The sequence below is a fragment of the Actinomadura geliboluensis genome, from assembly GCF_005889745.1.
Classification (GTDB): domain Bacteria; phylum Actinomycetota; class Actinomycetes; order Streptosporangiales; family Streptosporangiaceae; genus Spirillospora; species Spirillospora geliboluensis.
Genome location: NZ_VCKZ01000208.1, coordinates 1 through 15801 on the forward strand (window position 1 = coordinate 1; position 15801 = coordinate 15801).

Annotated in this window: 14 protein-coding genes; 5 read left to right on the top strand and 9 right to left on the bottom strand. The window is 71.1% G+C overall.

Annotation, left to right across the window (positions count from 1 at the left end):
• Nucleotides 1–29: 29 nt before the first annotated feature.
• Nucleotides 30–527, bottom strand: coding sequence for a M4 family metallopeptidase (locus tag ETD96_RS48205; protein ID WP_138639012.1), 498 nt, complete (start codon nucleotides 525–527; stop codon nucleotides 30–32).
• Nucleotides 528–557: 30 nt separating this feature from the next.
• Between ETD96_RS48205 and ETD96_RS48210 the strand changes: the two genes are divergently transcribed.
• The 3 genes from ETD96_RS48210 (at nucleotide 558) to ETD96_RS25500 (ending at nucleotide 3492) form a co-directional block, all read left to right on the top strand.
• On the top strand, nucleotides 558–1034 hold the full coding sequence (locus ETD96_RS48210; protein WP_138639013.1) for a hypothetical protein: 477 nt from the start codon (nucleotides 558–560) through the stop codon (nucleotides 1032–1034).
• Between the two features lie 146 nt (nucleotides 1035–1180).
• A complete protein-coding gene (locus ETD96_RS25495) occupies nucleotides 1181–2344 on the top strand; it encodes a S8 family peptidase (protein ID WP_138639014.1) in 1164 nt (387 codons plus the stop codon).
• Nucleotides 2345–2517: 173 nt separating this feature from the next.
• Complete coding sequence (locus tag ETD96_RS25500) at nucleotides 2518–3492, top strand: coiled-coil domain-containing protein (RefSeq protein WP_138639015.1); 975 nt, start codon at nucleotides 2518–2520, stop codon at nucleotides 3490–3492.
• Between the two features lie 57 nt (nucleotides 3493–3549).
• On the opposite strand, the gene ETD96_RS25505 is transcribed toward ETD96_RS25500, so the two are convergent.
• The 5 genes from ETD96_RS25505 to purS all read right to left on the bottom strand — a co-directional run bounded on the left by ETD96_RS25505 (nucleotide 3550) and on the right by purS (nucleotide 8993).
• Nucleotides 3550–3765, bottom strand: a complete 216-nt coding sequence (locus ETD96_RS25505; RefSeq protein WP_138639016.1) for a PLD nuclease N-terminal domain-containing protein — start codon at nucleotides 3763–3765, stop codon at nucleotides 3550–3552.
• A gap of 125 nt (nucleotides 3766–3890) precedes the next feature.
• Nucleotides 3891–7361, bottom strand: a complete 3471-nt coding sequence (gene purL, locus ETD96_RS25510; protein ID WP_420884784.1) for a phosphoribosylformylglycinamidine synthase subunit PurL — start codon at nucleotides 7359–7361, stop codon at nucleotides 3891–3893.
• On the bottom strand, nucleotides 7358–8038 hold the full coding sequence (gene purQ, locus ETD96_RS25515) for a phosphoribosylformylglycinamidine synthase subunit PurQ (RefSeq protein ID WP_138639017.1): 681 nt from the start codon (nucleotides 8036–8038) through the stop codon (nucleotides 7358–7360). The genes purL and purQ overlap by 4 nt, the downstream gene beginning before the upstream one ends.
• Before the next feature lie 100 nt (nucleotides 8039–8138).
• Nucleotides 8139–8579: an ATP-binding protein gene (locus tag ETD96_RS25520; RefSeq protein ID WP_138639024.1), complete on the bottom strand. Its 441-nt coding sequence runs from the start codon at nucleotides 8577–8579 to the stop codon at nucleotides 8139–8141.
• A 171-nt stretch (nucleotides 8580–8750) separates the two neighbouring features.
• Entirely contained in the window at nucleotides 8751–8993 is a 243-nt protein-coding gene (gene purS / locus ETD96_RS25525) for a phosphoribosylformylglycinamidine synthase subunit PurS (RefSeq protein WP_171069231.1), read from the bottom strand.
• Nucleotides 8994–9087: 94 nt separating this feature from the next.
• Here purS and ETD96_RS25530 point away from each other — a divergent pair, with 94 nt between their 5' ends.
• Nucleotides 9088–10704 (top strand): hypothetical protein, encoded by a 1617-nt coding sequence (locus ETD96_RS25530; protein ID WP_138639019.1) that lies wholly within the window; start codon nucleotides 9088–9090, stop codon nucleotides 10702–10704.
• Nucleotides 10705–10707: 3 nt separating this feature from the next.
• On the opposite strand, the gene ETD96_RS25535 is transcribed toward ETD96_RS25530, so the two are convergent.
• Nucleotides 10708–11847 (bottom strand): RNA polymerase sigma factor, encoded by a 1140-nt coding sequence (locus ETD96_RS25535; protein ID WP_138639020.1) that lies wholly within the window; start codon nucleotides 11845–11847, stop codon nucleotides 10708–10710.
• A gap of 5 nt (nucleotides 11848–11852) precedes the next feature.
• A complete protein-coding gene (locus tag ETD96_RS25540; protein ID WP_138639025.1) occupies nucleotides 11853–12260 on the bottom strand; it encodes a YciI family protein in 408 nt (135 codons plus the stop codon).
• Between the two features lie 167 nt (nucleotides 12261–12427).
• On the opposite strand from ETD96_RS25540, the gene ETD96_RS25545 reads away from it, so the two are divergent.
• Complete coding sequence (locus ETD96_RS25545; protein WP_138639021.1) at nucleotides 12428–14800, top strand: hypothetical protein; 2373 nt, start codon at nucleotides 12428–12430, stop codon at nucleotides 14798–14800.
• Here ETD96_RS25545 and ETD96_RS25550 read toward each other — a convergent pair.
• Nucleotides 14797–15801 (bottom strand): hypothetical protein (locus ETD96_RS25550; protein ID WP_205719456.1); only part of this gene is annotated, 1005 nt, incomplete at its 5' end. The two genes, ETD96_RS25545 and ETD96_RS25550, sit on opposite strands and share 4 nt — an antisense overlap.

The window sequence follows — 15801 nt, forward strand, 5'->3', positions numbered from 1 at the left end:
CTGCGCGCTCGTCCAGCAGCGCCAGCACCTCAGTCTCCGTTGGTGGCCATGATGTCGGACGTCGCCTCGTTCAGCCCGCCGGACTCGCCCTGGTAGATGAGGCCCGCTGCCGGCCTTTCGGTCCACCAGGGCCGTCCGGTCCGCCTCAGGAGGGGGCGTCGCCGTCCCTTCCCCTCCTCGGCAAGCTCTCGCGCACCCGCAAGGCCCGCCGCGACCCGGAGCCCGCACCCGAGCCGCCGCCCCTGGCCGACCTGGACCCGGCGGCCTTCGAGGCGACCGCGATGTTCGGCGCCGTCGGCCTGGACCGTCCGGCCGGCTCCGCCCAGCGGGAGGAGCACCCCCGGTCGGACGAGACCACGAGGTTCGATCCGGTCGCCGCCGACCCGACGGCCGCGTTCGACGCGGTGGCTCCGGACCCGACGGCGACGTTCGACGCGGTCGGCATGTACGACCACCCGCCCACCGGCGGCGACACGGCGGGGAACCTCATCCCCGGGCTCGGCCATGGGCGCGACGGCGGCGGGCATCGTTCCTCACCGCTGTCCTCCCTCGCGCGCATGCGCCGCCCCAGCAACCATGTGCTCGGGCTCGCCCTTTCGCTGTTCATCGGCGTCAGCGTCGGCATCGCCATCATCGCGCTGGTGCTGTGGCCCCAACTCAAGGGCGACGATGGGCCGCCTCCGGACAGCGCCAACGCGTCCAACAACCGTCCGGTGACAACGATCCCGTCGTCCTTTGCGGGCACCTGGAAGGGGACTGTGGTCAACACCAACCGCAATGTCTCCTTCCCAGTGGAGGTCACGTTCCAGACAGGCGGCACCACGGCCCAAGCGGTGTATCCGCGTGAGGGGTGCAACGGCACGCTCACATTGGCCAGGGGCACCGAAAGCGCGCTGAAGATGAACCTGGCCATCGGCAAGCCGTGCACGAGCGGGGTCGTCGAGATCACCCGCCAGCCGGACGGGACCCTGCAGTACACGTGGAGCAAGCCGGGCACGAAGCTCGCCTACGGCGGCCGGCTCAACCGCGGCTGACCGGCGGACATAGGACCCCATATCCGGCAATACAGTCAGTTTGTCGTCTCTTATCAGGACAGTTCCGCTAGGGTTCCCCTCGGTCGAGATCATCGGCCTTGTTGGCGGGGCCCGCCGCTCGCGGTCCCCCGGCAGAAGGAGAGGCCGTGCGGGCTGTCCACCGAAGGCTGCTGTTGGCCGGCGCGGTCGCGACGAGCCTCGCCGCCGCCGCGGCGCTCCCCGCGTTCGCCGGCGACTCCGCGTCCCTGGTGCGGGTGACGGCGGCCGAGGGCACCCCGGTGCCCGGCCAGTACATCGTCACGCTGAAGCCCGGAGCGTCCACCGACACCGCCGCGAAGAACGTCAGGGCGTCCGGCGTCAAGCGCTTCGACGGCGTGCTGAACGGCTTCGCCGCCAAGCTGACGGGCGACCAGCTGGACAAGCTGCGCCGCGACCACCGCGTCGCCGCGATCGAGCAGGACCAGGTCGTCCGGGCCACCACCACCCAGCGCTCACCGCTGCCCTGGGGCCTCGACCGGATCGACCAGCGGTCCAGGAAGCTCTCCAAGACCTACTCCTACACATCGTCCGGCAGCGGCGTGAACGCCTACGTCATCGACACCGGCATCGACGTCCGGCACAAGGAGTTCGGAGGCCGCGCCTCCGTCGCCTGGACGGCGAGCAGGTTCGGCGGCAACGGAAGCGACTGCAACGGCCACGGCACCCACGTCGCAGGCATCATCGGGGCCAAGACCACGGGCGCCGCCAAGTCGGTCAAGCTACGGGCACTGCGCGTCCTCGACTGCAACGGCTCCGGCTCGATGTCGGACGTCGTCGCCGCCGTCCAGTGGCTGCGCACCCATGCCGCCAAGCCGGCCGTGGCGAACCTGTCCCTCGGCGGACCGAAGTCCTCGGCGCTCAACACCGCCGTGATGAACCTGTCCAAGTCCGGGGTGTTCGTGTCCGTGGCCGCAGGCAACGACAACAAGGACGCCTGCAACTTCTCCCCGTCCGGCGCCGGATGGGTCATGACGGTCGGCGCGACCACCGTTTACGACAACCGCGCCGCGTTCTCCAACTGGGGCAAGTGCGTCGACATCAACGCCCCCGGTTACGGCATCTGGTCCACCTGGCCTGGCGGCGGCCTGAAGAAGGCCAGCGGAACGTCCATGGCCGCCCCCTACGTCAGCGGCGTGGCGGCCCTCTACCTGTCCACGCATAAGAAGGCGACTTTCCCGCAGGTGCAGAAGTGGCTGAACGACAACTCCACGCACAGTCTCAAGAAGCTGCGGTCGCAGCCCAATCGGCTGCTCTACAAGGGCAAGCTGTGAGTCCGGTCACGTAGGATGGCCCGGCTCCCAGCAAGGGAGCCGGGCTTCGCGCGTACGCGCCGTCCCACCGGGCCCTTGGGTCTACCCTTGGCGAGGCTGGACGGTTCTTTAGCTTTCATTGACCTTCGGGCCACCGGACCTCCGTACCTACGGCCATGACGAGAGGAGAACACGTGGAGACCCCCGCCTCCACATGTCGGCCCACCGCCCGCCGGCGAGGTGGACGACGCGCCGCCGCGGCTCTCGTGGCCATCGCCACGGCACTGCCGCTGCTCGGCACCGCGACTCCGTCGGCGGTGGCGGCACCCCCCGCGGCCGTCCCCATGGATCCGGGCGACAGCGCCAAGTTCGCCAAGCTGAACCGCCAGATCGCGCAGCTCGACAGGGAGTACGGCGGCGACCTCGCCAAGCTGCGGGACGCCCAGTACGCCGCCCAGAAGGCGCTGAGCAAGTCCAACGCCCTGCAGAAGGACCTCGTCGAGGCGCGCAACCTCGTCGCCCAGCTCGCGGCCACCCAGTACATGACCGGCGGCCAGGACCCGACCGTCACCTTCGTCACCGACGCGAACCCGACCGACCTCCTCAGCAACGCCACCCTGGTCAGCCACCTCGCGCAGAACAAGGCCGCGAAGGTCGCGCAGATCCAGAAGCTCGTCGACGACCAGCTCGCCGCCCGCAAGCAGGCGCAGCAGAAGATGACGGAGCTGAAGAAGGAACTGCAGGACCTCAAGAACCGCAAGGCCCAGATCAAGAACCTCGTGAAGAAGTACAAGCCCGAGTCGCCGAGCGTCGGCATGGGCGGCGTCACGCCCCGCATGCTGAAGGTGAAGAACACCCTCGACGTGGAGTTCGGGCCCTTCCCCACGATCGGCTGCGTCCGCCACACCGCCGACCCGCAGGACCACGGCACCGGCCACGCCTGCGACTTCATGGTCACCACCGGCGGCGCGATGGCCTCCGGCAGCGCCCAGTCACTCGGCGACCAGACGGCCCAGTACGCCATCTCCCACGCCAGCGCCCTCGGCATCAAGTACGTCATCTGGCGCCAGCGCATCTACGACATGCGCAGCCCCGGCTGGCGCACGATGGAGAACCGCGGCGGCGTAACCGCCAACCACTACGACCACGTCCACATCTCGGTCTTCTAGAACTAGTGGATATTGCATCTGACGATGAATATCCACTAGTCGAGATGTTCCGCGCGGTTACTTTCTGCGGCCGAAGAGGAAGTAGGCGATCGGGCCGACGAAGTTGACGAAGGCGAGCATCCGCCAGAGGCGCTTCGGTCCCTTGACCTGCTCGCTCGGACGGCGCTGCAGGTCGACCAGTGCCGCCGCCGAGAGCGACAGTTGCACCGTCGTGGCGCCCGCGATGAACGAGCGTTCCCGCCGACTGAGTTCGGACCAGCGCTTGGTACCCACCCGTGCCTCCCCGTAGACCGGTTGCAGTCTCAGGCTAGACGCGGGCGGGCGGGAGGCAGAGGGCACCCCTGGTAGTGAGAAGGGGCGCCCCTTGGCGGGACGCCCCTTTGTCGATCAGAACTTCGTCAGTCGGCGTAGCTCGGGAGCATGCGCTCGTGCGCCTCGCGGAGCTCCGACAGGCCGATGCTGAACAGCTCCTGCTGGTCGCCCTCCGGGCCGCGTCCGGTCACGTGGAGGGAGTCGCCGCCCGCCACGCCGATCTGCGTGACCGGGACGCCCGCCGACTCGCACAGGGCCGCCAGGCGCGCCTCGGCGCCCGGCCGGACCACCAGCATCGCGCGGGCAACCGACTCGCTGAACAGCGACACGAACGGGTCGCCGGGCAGCGTGATGCGGGCGCCGAGGCCGCCGCGCAGGCACGACTCGACGAGGGTCTGCGACAGGCCGCCGTCCGACAGGTCGTGCGCCGCCGTGATCAGGCCGTCCCGGATGGCGGCGACCATGACGGACGCCAGCGCCGCCTCCGCCTTCAGGTCGACCAGCGGCGGCAGGCCGCCCAGGTGACCGTAGACGACGTGCGCCCATTCCGAGCCGCCGAACTCCTCGCGGGTCTCGCCGAGCAGCGCGATCGTGGCGCCGTCGGTGGTCAGCGACATGTTCACCCGGCGGCGGACGTCGTCGTGGACGCCGAGGACGCCGATCACCGGGGTCGGGTTGATCGGGGTGTCGCCCGTCTGGTTGTAGAAGCTGACGTTGCCGCCGGTGACCGGGATGCCCAGGTACTGGCAGCCGTCCGCGAGGCCCTCCACGGCGCGCGCGAACTGCCACATGACGCCCGGGTCCTCCGGGGAGCCGAAGTTGAGGCAGTTCGTGACGGCCAGGGGACGCGCGCCGGTGGCGGCGACGTTGCGGTACGCCTCGCTGAGCGCGAGCTGCGCGCCCGAGTACGGGTCGAGGCGCGTGTAGCGGCCGTTGCCGTCCAGGGACAGCGCGATGCCCAGCCCCGACTCGTCGTCGATGCGGACCACGCCCGCGTTCTCCGGCATCGCCGAGACGGTGTTGCCGAGGACGTACCGGTCGTACTGCGACGTCACCCACGTCTTGCTGGCGAGGTTCGGGGACCCGGCCAGCCACAGCACCGTCCGGCGCAGCTCGTCGCCCGTGGAGGGACGCGTAAGACGGCCCGGGGTGTCGGCCTGCAGGGCCCCCAGGTCGTGCGGGGGCTCGTACGGGCGGTTGTAGACGGGGCCCTCGTCGGCGGCCGTGACCGGCGGGAGGTCGACGATCGTCTCGCCGCGCCACGTCATGACGAGGCGGCGGGTGTCGGTGACCTGGCCGATGACGGTGGCCGGGATCTCCCAGCGGCCGCAGATCTCCATGAAGCGGTCGACCTTGTCGGGCGACACGACCGCCATCATGCGCTCCTGCGACTCGCTCATGAGGATCTCCTCAGGGCGGAGCGTCTGGTCGCGGAGCGGGACGGCGTCGAGGTCGACGTGCATGCCGCCGGTGCCGGCCGCGGCCAGCTCCGTCGTCGCGCAGGACACGCCCGCGGCGCCGAGGTCCTGGATGCCGACCACGAGGTCCTCGCGGAACAGCTCCAGGCAGCACTCGATGAGCAGCTTCTCCATGAAGGGGTCGCCCACCTGGACCGACGGCCGCTTCTGGTGCGACTCCTCGTCGAACGTCGCCGAGGCGAGGACAGACGCGCCGCCGATGCCGTCCGGCCCGGTCAGGGCGCCGAACAGGATCACCTGGTTGCCGGGGCCGGGGGCCACGGCGCGCTTGATGTCCTCGTGCTTCATCACGCCGACGCACAGGGCGTTCACGAGCGGGTTCTGCTCGTAGCAGGCGTCGAAGACCGTCTCACCGCCGATGTTGGGCAGGCCCAGGGAGTTCCCGTAGCCGCCCACACCGGCCACAACGCCGGGCAGGACGCGCTGGGTGTCAGGGGCCTCTGCCGGGCCGAAGCGCAGCGAGTCCATGACGGCGATGGGGCGGGCGCCCATCGACATGATGTCGCGGACGATGCCGCCGACGCCCGTAGCGGCGCCCTGGTACGGCTCCACGTAGGACGGGTGGTTGTGCGACTCCACCTTGAAGGTGACCGCCCAGCCCTGGCCGATGTCGACGACACCGGCGTTCTCCCCCATGCCGACCAGGAGCTTGTCGGTCTTCGGTGCCTTGTCGCCGAACTGACGCAGGTGCACCTTGGAGCTCTTGTAGGAGCAGTGCTCGCTCCACATGACCGAGTAGATCGCCAGCTCCGCCGACGTGGGACGGCGCCCGAGGATGTGCCGGACGCGCCGGTACTCCTCCTCGTTCATCCCCAGCTCGGCGTACGGCTGCGGACGCTCGGGGGTCGCGGCGGCGATGGCCACGGTGTCCGTGCCGTGGTCGACGGGGACGGCCCCCGCGATCGCGGGCTGCGGGCCTGTGCCCCGGCCGAGGGCGGGCTGCGGACCCGTGCCGCGGCCGATGGCCGGCTGCGGGCCGGTGCCCGTGCCGATGGCCGGTTGCGGCCCCGTCCCACGGCCCACGGCGGGCTGCGGACCCGTGCCCGAGCCGATCGCGGGCTGCGGGCCGGTGCCCGTGCCCACGGCGGGCTGCGGGCCGGTGCCGATGCGCGGCTGCGGGCCCGTTCCGGGGCCTTCGGAGCGGACGGGCACCAGCGGGCCGGTGTTCAAGTTCACGGCGGGCTGCGGGCCAGTGCCGGTGCCCACGGCGGGCTGCGGGCCGGTGCCCGTGCCCACGGCGGGCTGCGGGCCCGTGCCGGGGCCCTCAGGGCGCGCCAGCGGGCCCGAGTTGAGGTCGACGATCGGCTGCGGGCCGCTGCTCGGGATCGCGGGCTGCGGGCCCGTCCCGGTACCGATCGCGGGCTGCGGGCCCGTCCCCGTACCGACGATCGGCTGCGGCGCCGTGCCGGTGCCCACGGCGGGCTGCGGGCCCGTGCCGGGGCCCTCGGGGCGCGCCAGCGGGCCCGAGTTGAGGTCGACGATCGGCTGCGGCGCCGTGCCTGGCCTGACGGCCGGCTGCGGGCCGGTCCCGGTCCCGACGGCGGGCTGCGGGCCGGTGCCGGTGCCCACGGCGGGCTGAGGCCCGGTGCCGGTGCCCACGGCGGGCTGGGGGCCGGTGCCGGAGCCGCCGGGCGCCGCCGGCGGGCGGGGCGCGGCGAACGCGCTCAGGTCGGGCATGGTCAGGGACGGGTCGCCCGCGGTGGTCGAGGGGTCGACCACGGTGACCGAGGGGTCACCGGCGGCGCGCTCCTCCTCCAGCGCTCGGGCGAACTCCTGCTCGGGCCCCTGCGCGGGGCCGGCGGGCGGCGCCATGGGCGGCGGCGGCTGCTCGCCGTCCTGCGGCAGGCCGCCGGCGGGCGGGGACGCCTGGACGGCCGGGTCCTGGACCGGGCGGCCGGCCGGGGCCGCGTGCCGGTCCTCCTCGATGATGGCCTTGAAGCCCTGGGTCACCGCGGGGTTGACGGGCTGGAGCTCGGGGTCGTCCGCGTCGGACTTGAGCTCGCCGAGCCACTCCATCGAGGGCTCGTCGGACGCGTTGCGGGTCGCTCGCCCGGACGCGTGGGGCCGTTGCTCACTCATGCGTTGACCAGTCTCTTGACGATCGAGGTGAAGAAGCCGAGCCCGTCGGTGGACGGGCCGGTCAGGGACTCCACGGCATGCTCGGGGTGGGGCATGAGGCCGACCACGTTGCCGGCCTCGTTGCAGATGCCGGCGATGTCGTCGAGGGAGCCGTTGGGGTTCAGGTCGACGTACCGGGCGACGATCCGGCCGGTGTCGGCCAGTTCGATCAGCGTCTCCCGGTCGGCGGTGTACCGGCCGTCCCGGTTCTTGATCGGGATCACCAGCTCCTGGCCCTCGCTGTACTCGCTGGTCCAGGCGGTGTCGGCGTTCTCGACCCGGAGCCGCTGGTCGCGGCAGACGAAGTGCAGCCCCGCGTTCGGCAGCAGCGCCCCCGGCAGCAGATGTGATTCGCACAACACCTGGAAGCCGTTGCAGATGCCGAGGACGGGCAGGCCCGCGTTCGCGGCGGCCACCAGCTCGGTCATCAGCGGTGCGAACCGGGCGATCGCGCCCGCCCGCAGGTAGTCCCCGTAGGAGAACCCGCCGGGCAGCACGACGGCGTCCACGCCCTGCAGGTCGTGGTCGCCGTGCCACAGCGCGACCGGCTCGGCGCCGGACAGCCGGACGGCGCGTGCGGCGTCCTTGTCGTCCAGAGAACCGGGGAAGGTGATGATGCCTACCCGGGCAGCGTCCATCTGTTCTGTTCCTCCGAAATGAGGTGCGGCCGGGACGGTCGGGATCTCCTCCGCCGATCACCCCGCTGCGCGCGTCGCATACCCCCCGCGCGCCACTAATCTACCCGGCGTTGTGCATGAGTCCGGCGTCGAGGCGGCGGACCAGGGCCCCGTCGCTCCAGGTCAGCCGCTTCCGCAGGTGAACGACGGTGCCTGCGTCGGGCGAGGAGTCGATGTCCAGTTCGTCCACCAGCGCCCGCATGATTTTAAGCCCGCGGCCGGACTCGCTCAACGCGCCCCGGTCGACCGGGGCGGGCCGCGGGCCGCGGCCCCAGTCCATGACCTTGAGCATGCACTCGCCGTCGTCCACGTGCCCGGTGACCTCGTACTCGCCGGTCGCGCGGGCGTGCTGGACGACGTTCGTGCACGCCTCGGAGGCGGCGACGAGCATGTCGTCGACGCAGTCCTCGGCGACGCCGAGCCCGCGCAAGGCGTCCCCCAGCACACGCCTGATCACCGGGATGCTCAGCGCGTCGCGCGGCAGCGCGAGCGAGAACCTCATGTCCACCCGGTCACCTCGTGTCATGCCCCGGGCTTCCCGATCGTTCCCCCGACCCCGGAGCGTGCTCGACGACTCGACGCAGCTAACACTTCCCCGGCGGTATCTTCCGTAATCGCCATACTGGCGGGTCTTTCCAGGGCGGTAGGACGCCCGTGACCCGGACCGGGCCGGTTACAGAACGTGAACCTCGTAGTTCTCGATCACCGGGTTGGCCAGCAGCGTCTCGGCGATCTTGCCGACCCGCTCCAGGGCCGCCTCGTCGGCGTCCCCCTCCAGCTCCACCTCGAACCGCTTGCCCTGCCGGACGGCGACGACGCCCTCGTATCCCAGCTGCGGCAGCTTCCGGGCGATCGCCTGGCCCTGCGGGTCGAGGATCTCCGGCTTGAGCATGACGTCCACGACGACACGCGCCACGACCGCCCCCTCACTGATCTGCGCTTTTCCTGACGATCTGAAGCGTACGGCACCATGGCAGTCCACGACCCGTCCGCACCCCCGGAGCCGTCCGATGAACATCGAGGACCTCACCCCCTCCGAGCGCCGCCTGTGGAAGGCCTTCCCGAAGGGGGAGGCGGTCGACCTGTCGTCCGGCGATCCGGCGTTCGACGACGTCGGGCAGTCCGACCGGTGGGGACACGACCGGGTGGTGAGGGCGGAGGTCCTGGTCGCCCTCCTCGTCGGCGCCGTGGAGCCCGAGCCGGGGCAGGTCGCCGCCGTCCGGCTGACCGGCGCCCGCGTCACCGGGTCGCTGAACCTCGGGCACGCCGAGGTCACCGTCCCGCTGGCGCTCACCGGGTGCTCGTTCGACGAGGCGCCGCACCTGTACTGGGCGAGCATGAACAGCGTCCACCTGATGCGCTGCCGGCTGCCCGGCCTGGTCGCGTCCGGCACCCGGGTGGACGGCCACCTGTGGCTGGAGGGCAGCCGGATCAACGGCGGCCTCTGGCTGGACGGCGCGAACATCACCGGCATCCTGAACATGTCGGGCGTCCAGCTGACGAACCCGGGCGGGGACGCGCTGCTCGCCGACCGGCTCGCCGTCGAGGCGAACGTGTACTGCGACCAGGGCTTCGTCGCCAACGGCGAGGTCCGGCTGCCCGGCGCCCGGATCGGCGGGCAGCTGATCTTCCGGGGCGCGCGGCTCTACAACCCGACCGGCGTCGCCCTGTACGCGAGCCGCCTGGACGTCGCCGCGAACGTGTTCTGCGACGGCGGGTTCGCCGCCGAGGGCGAGGTGCGGCTGCGCGGCGCCCGCGTCGGCGGGTACCTGTCGTTCGTCGGCGCGAACCTGTCCGCGCCGGAGCGCACCGCGCTCAACGCCGACGACCTCGCCGTCGAGACCGACGTCTACTGCTCGGACGGCTTCACCTCCGTCGGCGCCGTCAGCTTCTCCGGCGCCCGCGTCACCGGCCAGCTCAGCCTCCGCGGCGCCCGGCTCCGCCACGAGGGGACGGCGCTGAGCCTGCAGCGCGTCCAGGCCGAGGAGCTGCTGCTGCGCACCGCCGAGCCCGTCCAGGGCACCACGGACCTGTCCTACGCCCGCATCAACCTGCTCCGGGACGACGCCGCGTCCTGGCCGGACCGCCTGCAGCTCGACGGCCTCCAGTACGAGACCCTCGAACCGCCGCTCACCGCCCGCGAGCGCCTGGCCTGGCTGCGCCGCGACTCCGACGGCTACGCACCGCAGCCCTACGAGCGCCTCGCCCAGACCTACCGCGCCCTCGGGCTGGACGCCGACGGCCGCTCCGTGCTGCTCGCCAAGGCCCGCGACCGCCGCCAGACCCAGGGCGTCCCCCGCAAGATCGTCGGCTGGCTGCAGGACGTCCTCGTCGGCTACGGCTACCGCCCGTTCCGCGCCGCGAGCTGGCTCGTCGGCCTGCTCGCCTTCGGCACGATCGTCTTCTCCCTCCACAAGCCCGACGTCCTGGACGACGGCCACAAGCCGCACTTCAACGCGTTCTTCTACACGCTGGACCTGCTGCTGCCGATCGGCAGCCTCGGCCAGGAGATCGAGTTCGCCCCGAAGGGCGTCTACCAGTGGATCGCGAACCTCATCGTCGCCGCCGGACTGATCCTCGGCCTGACCGTCGCCGCCGGCGCCACCCGCGCCCTGTCCCGCGAGTGACCCTCACCGGCGGGAGTTGAGACGGGCGGCCTGGCGCGTCAGATGGTCGCGCTCGGCGAGGTCGGGCGCCTTCCGCGCCGCCTCCGCGTACAGCCGCGCCGCCGTCTCCAGGTCGCCGTCGCGCTCGTGCAGGTAGGCGGCGGCCGCCGTGTAGCGGGGCAGGGAATCGTCCAGTTCCGCGAGCGCCGCCAGCCCGGCGCGCGGACCGTCCGCCTCCCCGACCGCCACCGCCCGGTTCAGCCGGACGACCGGGCTGCCGGTCAGGCTCACCAGCTCGTCGTACCACTCGACGATCTGCACCCAGTCGGTCTCCTCCGCGACCAGCGCGTCGGCGTGCAGCGCAGCGATCGCGGCCTGCGCCTGGTACTCGCCCAGCCGGTCCCGCGCGAGCGCCGCCTGGAGGATCTCGACGCCCTCGGCGATCAGCACGGTGTCCCACAACCCGCGATCCTGCTCCGCCAGCGGCACCAGGCTGCCGTCCGGCGCGGTACGGGCGGCGCGCCGGGCGTGGTGGAGCAGCATCAGCGCGAGCAGCCCCGCCGCCTCCGGATGGTCGACCATCCTCGCGAGCTGCCGGGTGAGCCGGATGGCCTCCGCCGCCAGGTCCACATCACCGGAGTAGCCCTCGTTGAACACCAGGTACAGGACGCGCAGCACGGTGGCGACATCGGCGGGCCGGTCGAACCGCACGTCCGACACCGTCCGCTTGGCGCGGCTTATGCGCTGCGCCATGGTCGCCTCAGGCACCAGGTAAGCCCGCGCTATCTGGCGTGTGGTCAACCCGCCCACCGCACGCAGCGTGAGCGCGACCGCCGACGACGGCGTCAACGACGGGTGCGCGCACAGAAAGTACAGCCAGAGCGTGTCGTCCACCGCGGTCACGGGACCGGGCGGCGGCTCCTCCTCGGCCCGGTCCTCCCGCCGGCGCCGCGCCGCGTCCGCCCGCGTCGCGTCGAGGAACCGCCGCCAGGCCCGGCTGACCAGCCAGCCCTTCGGGTCGCGCGGCGGGTCGTCCGGCCACGTCCGGACCGCCTCGACCAGCGCGTCCTGCACGGCGTCCTCGGCCGCCGCGAAGTCGGCTCCGCGGCGGACGAGGATCCCGAGCACGCTCGGCGTGAGGCTCCGCAGCAGAGCCTCGTCCATGGACGTCACTCCGTGATGGTCGGCGGCGCGGCCAGGAACGGCCGCACCTCCAGCCACTCGTGGATCGGCCGTCCGCCCGCCCCCGGCGCCGCCGACAGCTCCCCGGCCAGCTCCACGGCCCGCTCGTAGGAGTCGACGTCGATCACGATCCAGCCGGCGATGAGGTCCTTGGTCTCGGCGAACGGCCCGTCGGTGACCGGCGGCCGCCCCTCCCCGTCGTAGCGGACCCACGTCCCCTCGGGCGACAGCGCCTGGCCGTCGACGAACTCCCCGGTCTCCTCCAGCCGCGCCGCGAAGTCGTCCATGTACTGGACGTGCGCCGAGATCTCCTCCGGCGTCCACTTGTCCATCGGCACGTCGTTCACCGCCGCCGGCGCGCCGCTGTAGTGCTTCAGAAGCAGGTACTTCGCCATCGTCTTCTCCTGGATGCTCGTGCGGCCCATTCTGACCGCCTCCGCACCGGGGACGAAGCCGCCCACGGGATCTCGACATCCCCGCGCGAACTTTTTCCACAGAGTTCGATCCCGTCCCGCTGCGCCTCGCCTTTCACTAACGTCAACATCACGCAAAGGAGGCGGTCATGGCCCTGAAGATCGACGTCCGCGCCGTGCACGCCGAGCTTCAGGCGATTTCCACGGCGATGTCCGAGGTGACCCGTCTCATGGGCCCGCAGACCTGGCAGGGCGGCTCCGCCGCCGCGTTCACCACCGACCTCCAGGGCCACAACCGCGCCCTGAACCGCCTGATGCTGGACGCCGAACGCACCGCCATCCGCCACAACCAGGTGCCCCTCACCCTCGCCCCGCCGGAGATCCCCCGCGTCACACCGCCCGCCGGCAAGCCGGGCGTCGCCTCGGTCTCCCCGTCCGCCTTAGAACGCCTGGAGACGGCCCTGACCCGCGCCGCCGCCGACCTTCCCCACCGAGCCAGGGCGATCCGCGTCCACCTGGCCCCGGCCCGCCCCGACATCCCGAGCACCACGTCCTGCGACAACGCCGCCGCCTGGTGCCGCACCCAGGCGGCCCGCATGCGCACCCGCATCATGTACGCCCTGGCCGAAACCGAGGTCAGCCCGACGCCCCTGATCCAGGGCCCGGTCATCGAGATCCCCGACCTGGAACGCTTCGGCTCCAAGGAGATGACCGACCTGGCCCGCCTCCAGGCGCGCGCCTACCTGAAGCACACCACCCACCCGGGCGCGGGCACCCCGGCACTCATGTCCGAGATAGCGCGCACCCTCCGCGAGAACAGCAAGAACACCGCCTACCTGGCCACGTTCTTCTCGAACGTCCCACCGGGCTCCGTGGGCAAGCTCGCCTACCGCCTCCACCGCCTGAGCAAGACGAGCGGTCTGACTCCCAAAGACAAGAAGACGGTCGGCGACATGGGCACGGCCTTAGCCGCCCTCTCCCGCAGGAAGGACGGCGAACCCGTAGCCGCCGAAGCCCTGGGCCCCGCAGGCAACGACATGCCCGGCCAGGCTTTGCTGGTCAAGTTGAGCGCCCCCGACGTCAAATGGAGCAGCGCCATCCTGGCCGACCTGGGCAGGGCCGCCCTCCGCTGGCGCCAGAAGTACCCGTCCTACGTCATCAACGAAAAGCAGCAGATCGACGTCGCCACCATCATCCAACCGGTCAACCAACCCGACCACGAGTGGTGGCGAGACTGGGACCTCGACGACGACCCGAAAACGCTCAGGGCCTACGACCCGGCACTCAATGTCCTCGGCCGCATCTCCCAGCAGCGAGACCTCACCGCCGCGCGCACCTTGGCCGCGACGAAACTGGAAAGCGCGTTCACCATCAAGGACGCCGAAAAGGCCGCGGCCCTCACCTGGATGACGCGCGGCACCGGCGAAACCTACGCCTCGCTGCTCGTAGCCCCCGACTGGCCCGACGGCGGCACGATCGCGGGATCGGTCATCCAACTCGCCACCACCCCGCAGAACGGCCACGAAGAAGAAGCCGCGACCAACGCCGCCGAGATCATCAAAACCGTGTCCTGGTGGAACGATAAGGGACGGGAGGCGGTCAGCAAATACCTCAAGAAGGACAGTCCACCGGACTGGATTCCGTGGTTCGACGTTCTCCCGCGGTCGGACCAGGGGCCGAGCTGGATGAGCCGCAGCGAGCATTACGCGGCCGAACTCGGCCCCGGCATGCGCAACGGCCTTCTCGGGATGATCCGCATGCACATGCCGGTCCTCGCCAAGGGCGACGTCGCCGTCAGCGGGACCGGGTTCACCAGCGCCGATCCAGTGACGGGACGCGTGCACGCCGACGTCGGCGGTCAGGAGGTCCAGTCCTTCCTGCGGACGTTGGCCGCGGACGACAGGGTGTGGGCGCAACTGGCTCACGATGCGCAGATCTACCGGCAGCGGCTGTTCACCTGGGCGCTGACGCACCACCACCTCACGAGGGCCGCCGACCGGTCCGGCTACCTTGAGGGCAGCCTCATCGCCGCTTATCTGATCGAGAGAAGCAACAGCGAGAAACTCACCCAGAAAGAGTTCGACGATGCCCAAAAGCACCTGGGCACACTGCGCAACGTGGTGGGCGCCGGCATCGGGTTGAGCCCGGCGGGGAAAGTGCCCGGCGTCACGGACGCGTACAGCATCGGCACGGACATGGCCTTGGACAAGGTGAAGTACCAGGACTTCGAGAAGAAGATGGCGCAGATAACCGCGCATGATGCGACGTACGGCGACCAACTCTATATCGACCTCGCCCACGCCTATGCCTTGTCCAAGGGTGGTCACACGGGGAACAAGGAGATCGATGCGCTGCTCGCGCTGGACACGCTGACCGATGACCAGAAGGCCGTGGTCATCCACTGGACGAAGGAGCACCCGTTCCGCCGGGGAACGGCGGAAACCGACACCCTGGACGGTACCGGCGTGATCCGAATGATCGAGAACGGGGTGAACCAGAACCGGCCGTCAGGCAGTTCCTAGCGGCCGAAAGGAGTGCCGCTCAGCGGCTCGGGGAGCTTAAAGGCGTACACCTGGCCGCACCTGCGGTCGTTCAGCACGATCGTGCCGTCCGCCCGCCTGACGACGCCGCCGGGGAGGGCGGAGGCGATCGTCGCGAGGCCGCCGCCGGCCCCCGGACACCACTTGAACCCTCCCCAGGACAGTCGCTCCATACGGCCGTCCGCCCGGACGATCGTCGGGCGCGGAGCGGTCCGGGTGGGTGTTGTTCCTCCCAAGAGCAGCACATCGCCGTTACCGAGGGCGATCATCGCGGACCATGGAGGCAAGGTGGCGGTGGAGGCGGGAAAGCGAACGTAGCGGGCCTTCCCGGTTCGCGGGACGTACAGCAGACCTGCTCGGCCCAGCAGGATCGTCTGACCGTTCTGGTCGGTGACCGCGTCCTCAGGCCGCAGCCCCCCGCCCGCAGTCACCTCGGCGAGCGCCTCCGGGTACCCCGGCGGGGACCACTCGCGGAGGGTTCCGGATCCCACCACCTCGAACATCCGGCCCGCTCGGGAGACGACGATCGGCGTGCCGTCGGCGCGGGCGAAGAACTTCGCGCCCGTCCAGTCCCGGTAGAGGCCGCGGACCTCTTTATCCGGGAGAGCGGCTCCGTTCACCCCGGCCACCTCGACCGTCGCGGACGGCGCCGTCCACTCGATGATCGGGCTCTGTTTCCAGTCGGTGAGCGCCACCTTCGCCACCGCCAATCCGGACTTGGCGGCGAGCAGCCACAGGTCGTTCCCCTGGACGAACATCTGGTCGGCCGCGATGTCGACGGCACGCAACTGGATGCGTCCGTCCTTCCCCAGCCGAACTATGCGGCCCTCCCGACCGTGGTAGACGCGGTAGTAGAGGGTTCCGTCCCGCGAGACCGCAAGCCCCCCGCCGCCGTATGCGCTGCTCCGGAGGGCGAACTCGCCGTCTCTGGGGTCCCTGTTCAACTCCGGGGAGCCGGCGATTACTACGGCTTGGGCTGGGTG

Bases quoted from the DNA above. Each gene is read 5' to 3' on its own strand.
- ETD96_RS25535 (WP_138639020.1), bottom strand. From the start codon at position 11,847: ATGGACGAGGCTCTGCTGCGGAGCCTCACGCCGAGCGTGCTCGGGATC.
- ETD96_RS48210 (WP_138639013.1), top strand. From the start codon at position 558: ATGCGCCGCCCCAGCAACCATGTGCTCGGGCTCGCCCTTTCGCTGTTC.
- ETD96_RS25540 (WP_138639025.1), bottom strand. From the start codon at position 12,260: ATGGCGAAGTACCTGCTTCTGAAGCACTACAGCGGCGCGCCGGCGGCG.
- ETD96_RS48205 (WP_138639012.1), bottom strand. From the start codon at position 527: ATGCCCGCCGCCGTCGCGCCCATGGCCGAGCCCGGGGATGAGGTTCCC.
- purQ (WP_138639017.1), bottom strand. From the start codon at position 8,038: ATGGACGCTGCCCGGGTAGGCATCATCACCTTCCCCGGTTCTCTGGAC.
- ETD96_RS25520 (WP_138639024.1), bottom strand. From the start codon at position 8,579: ATGAGGTTCTCGCTCGCGCTGCCGCGCGACGCGCTGAGCATCCCGGTG.
- purL (WP_420884784.1), bottom strand. From the start codon at position 7,361: ATGAGTGAGCAACGGCCCCACGCGTCCGGGCGAGCGACCCGCAACGCG.
- ETD96_RS25545 (WP_138639021.1), top strand. From the start codon at position 12,428: ATGGCCCTGAAGATCGACGTCCGCGCCGTGCACGCCGAGCTTCAGGCG.
- ETD96_RS25530 (WP_138639019.1), top strand. From the start codon at position 9,088: ATGAACATCGAGGACCTCACCCCCTCCGAGCGCCGCCTGTGGAAGGCC.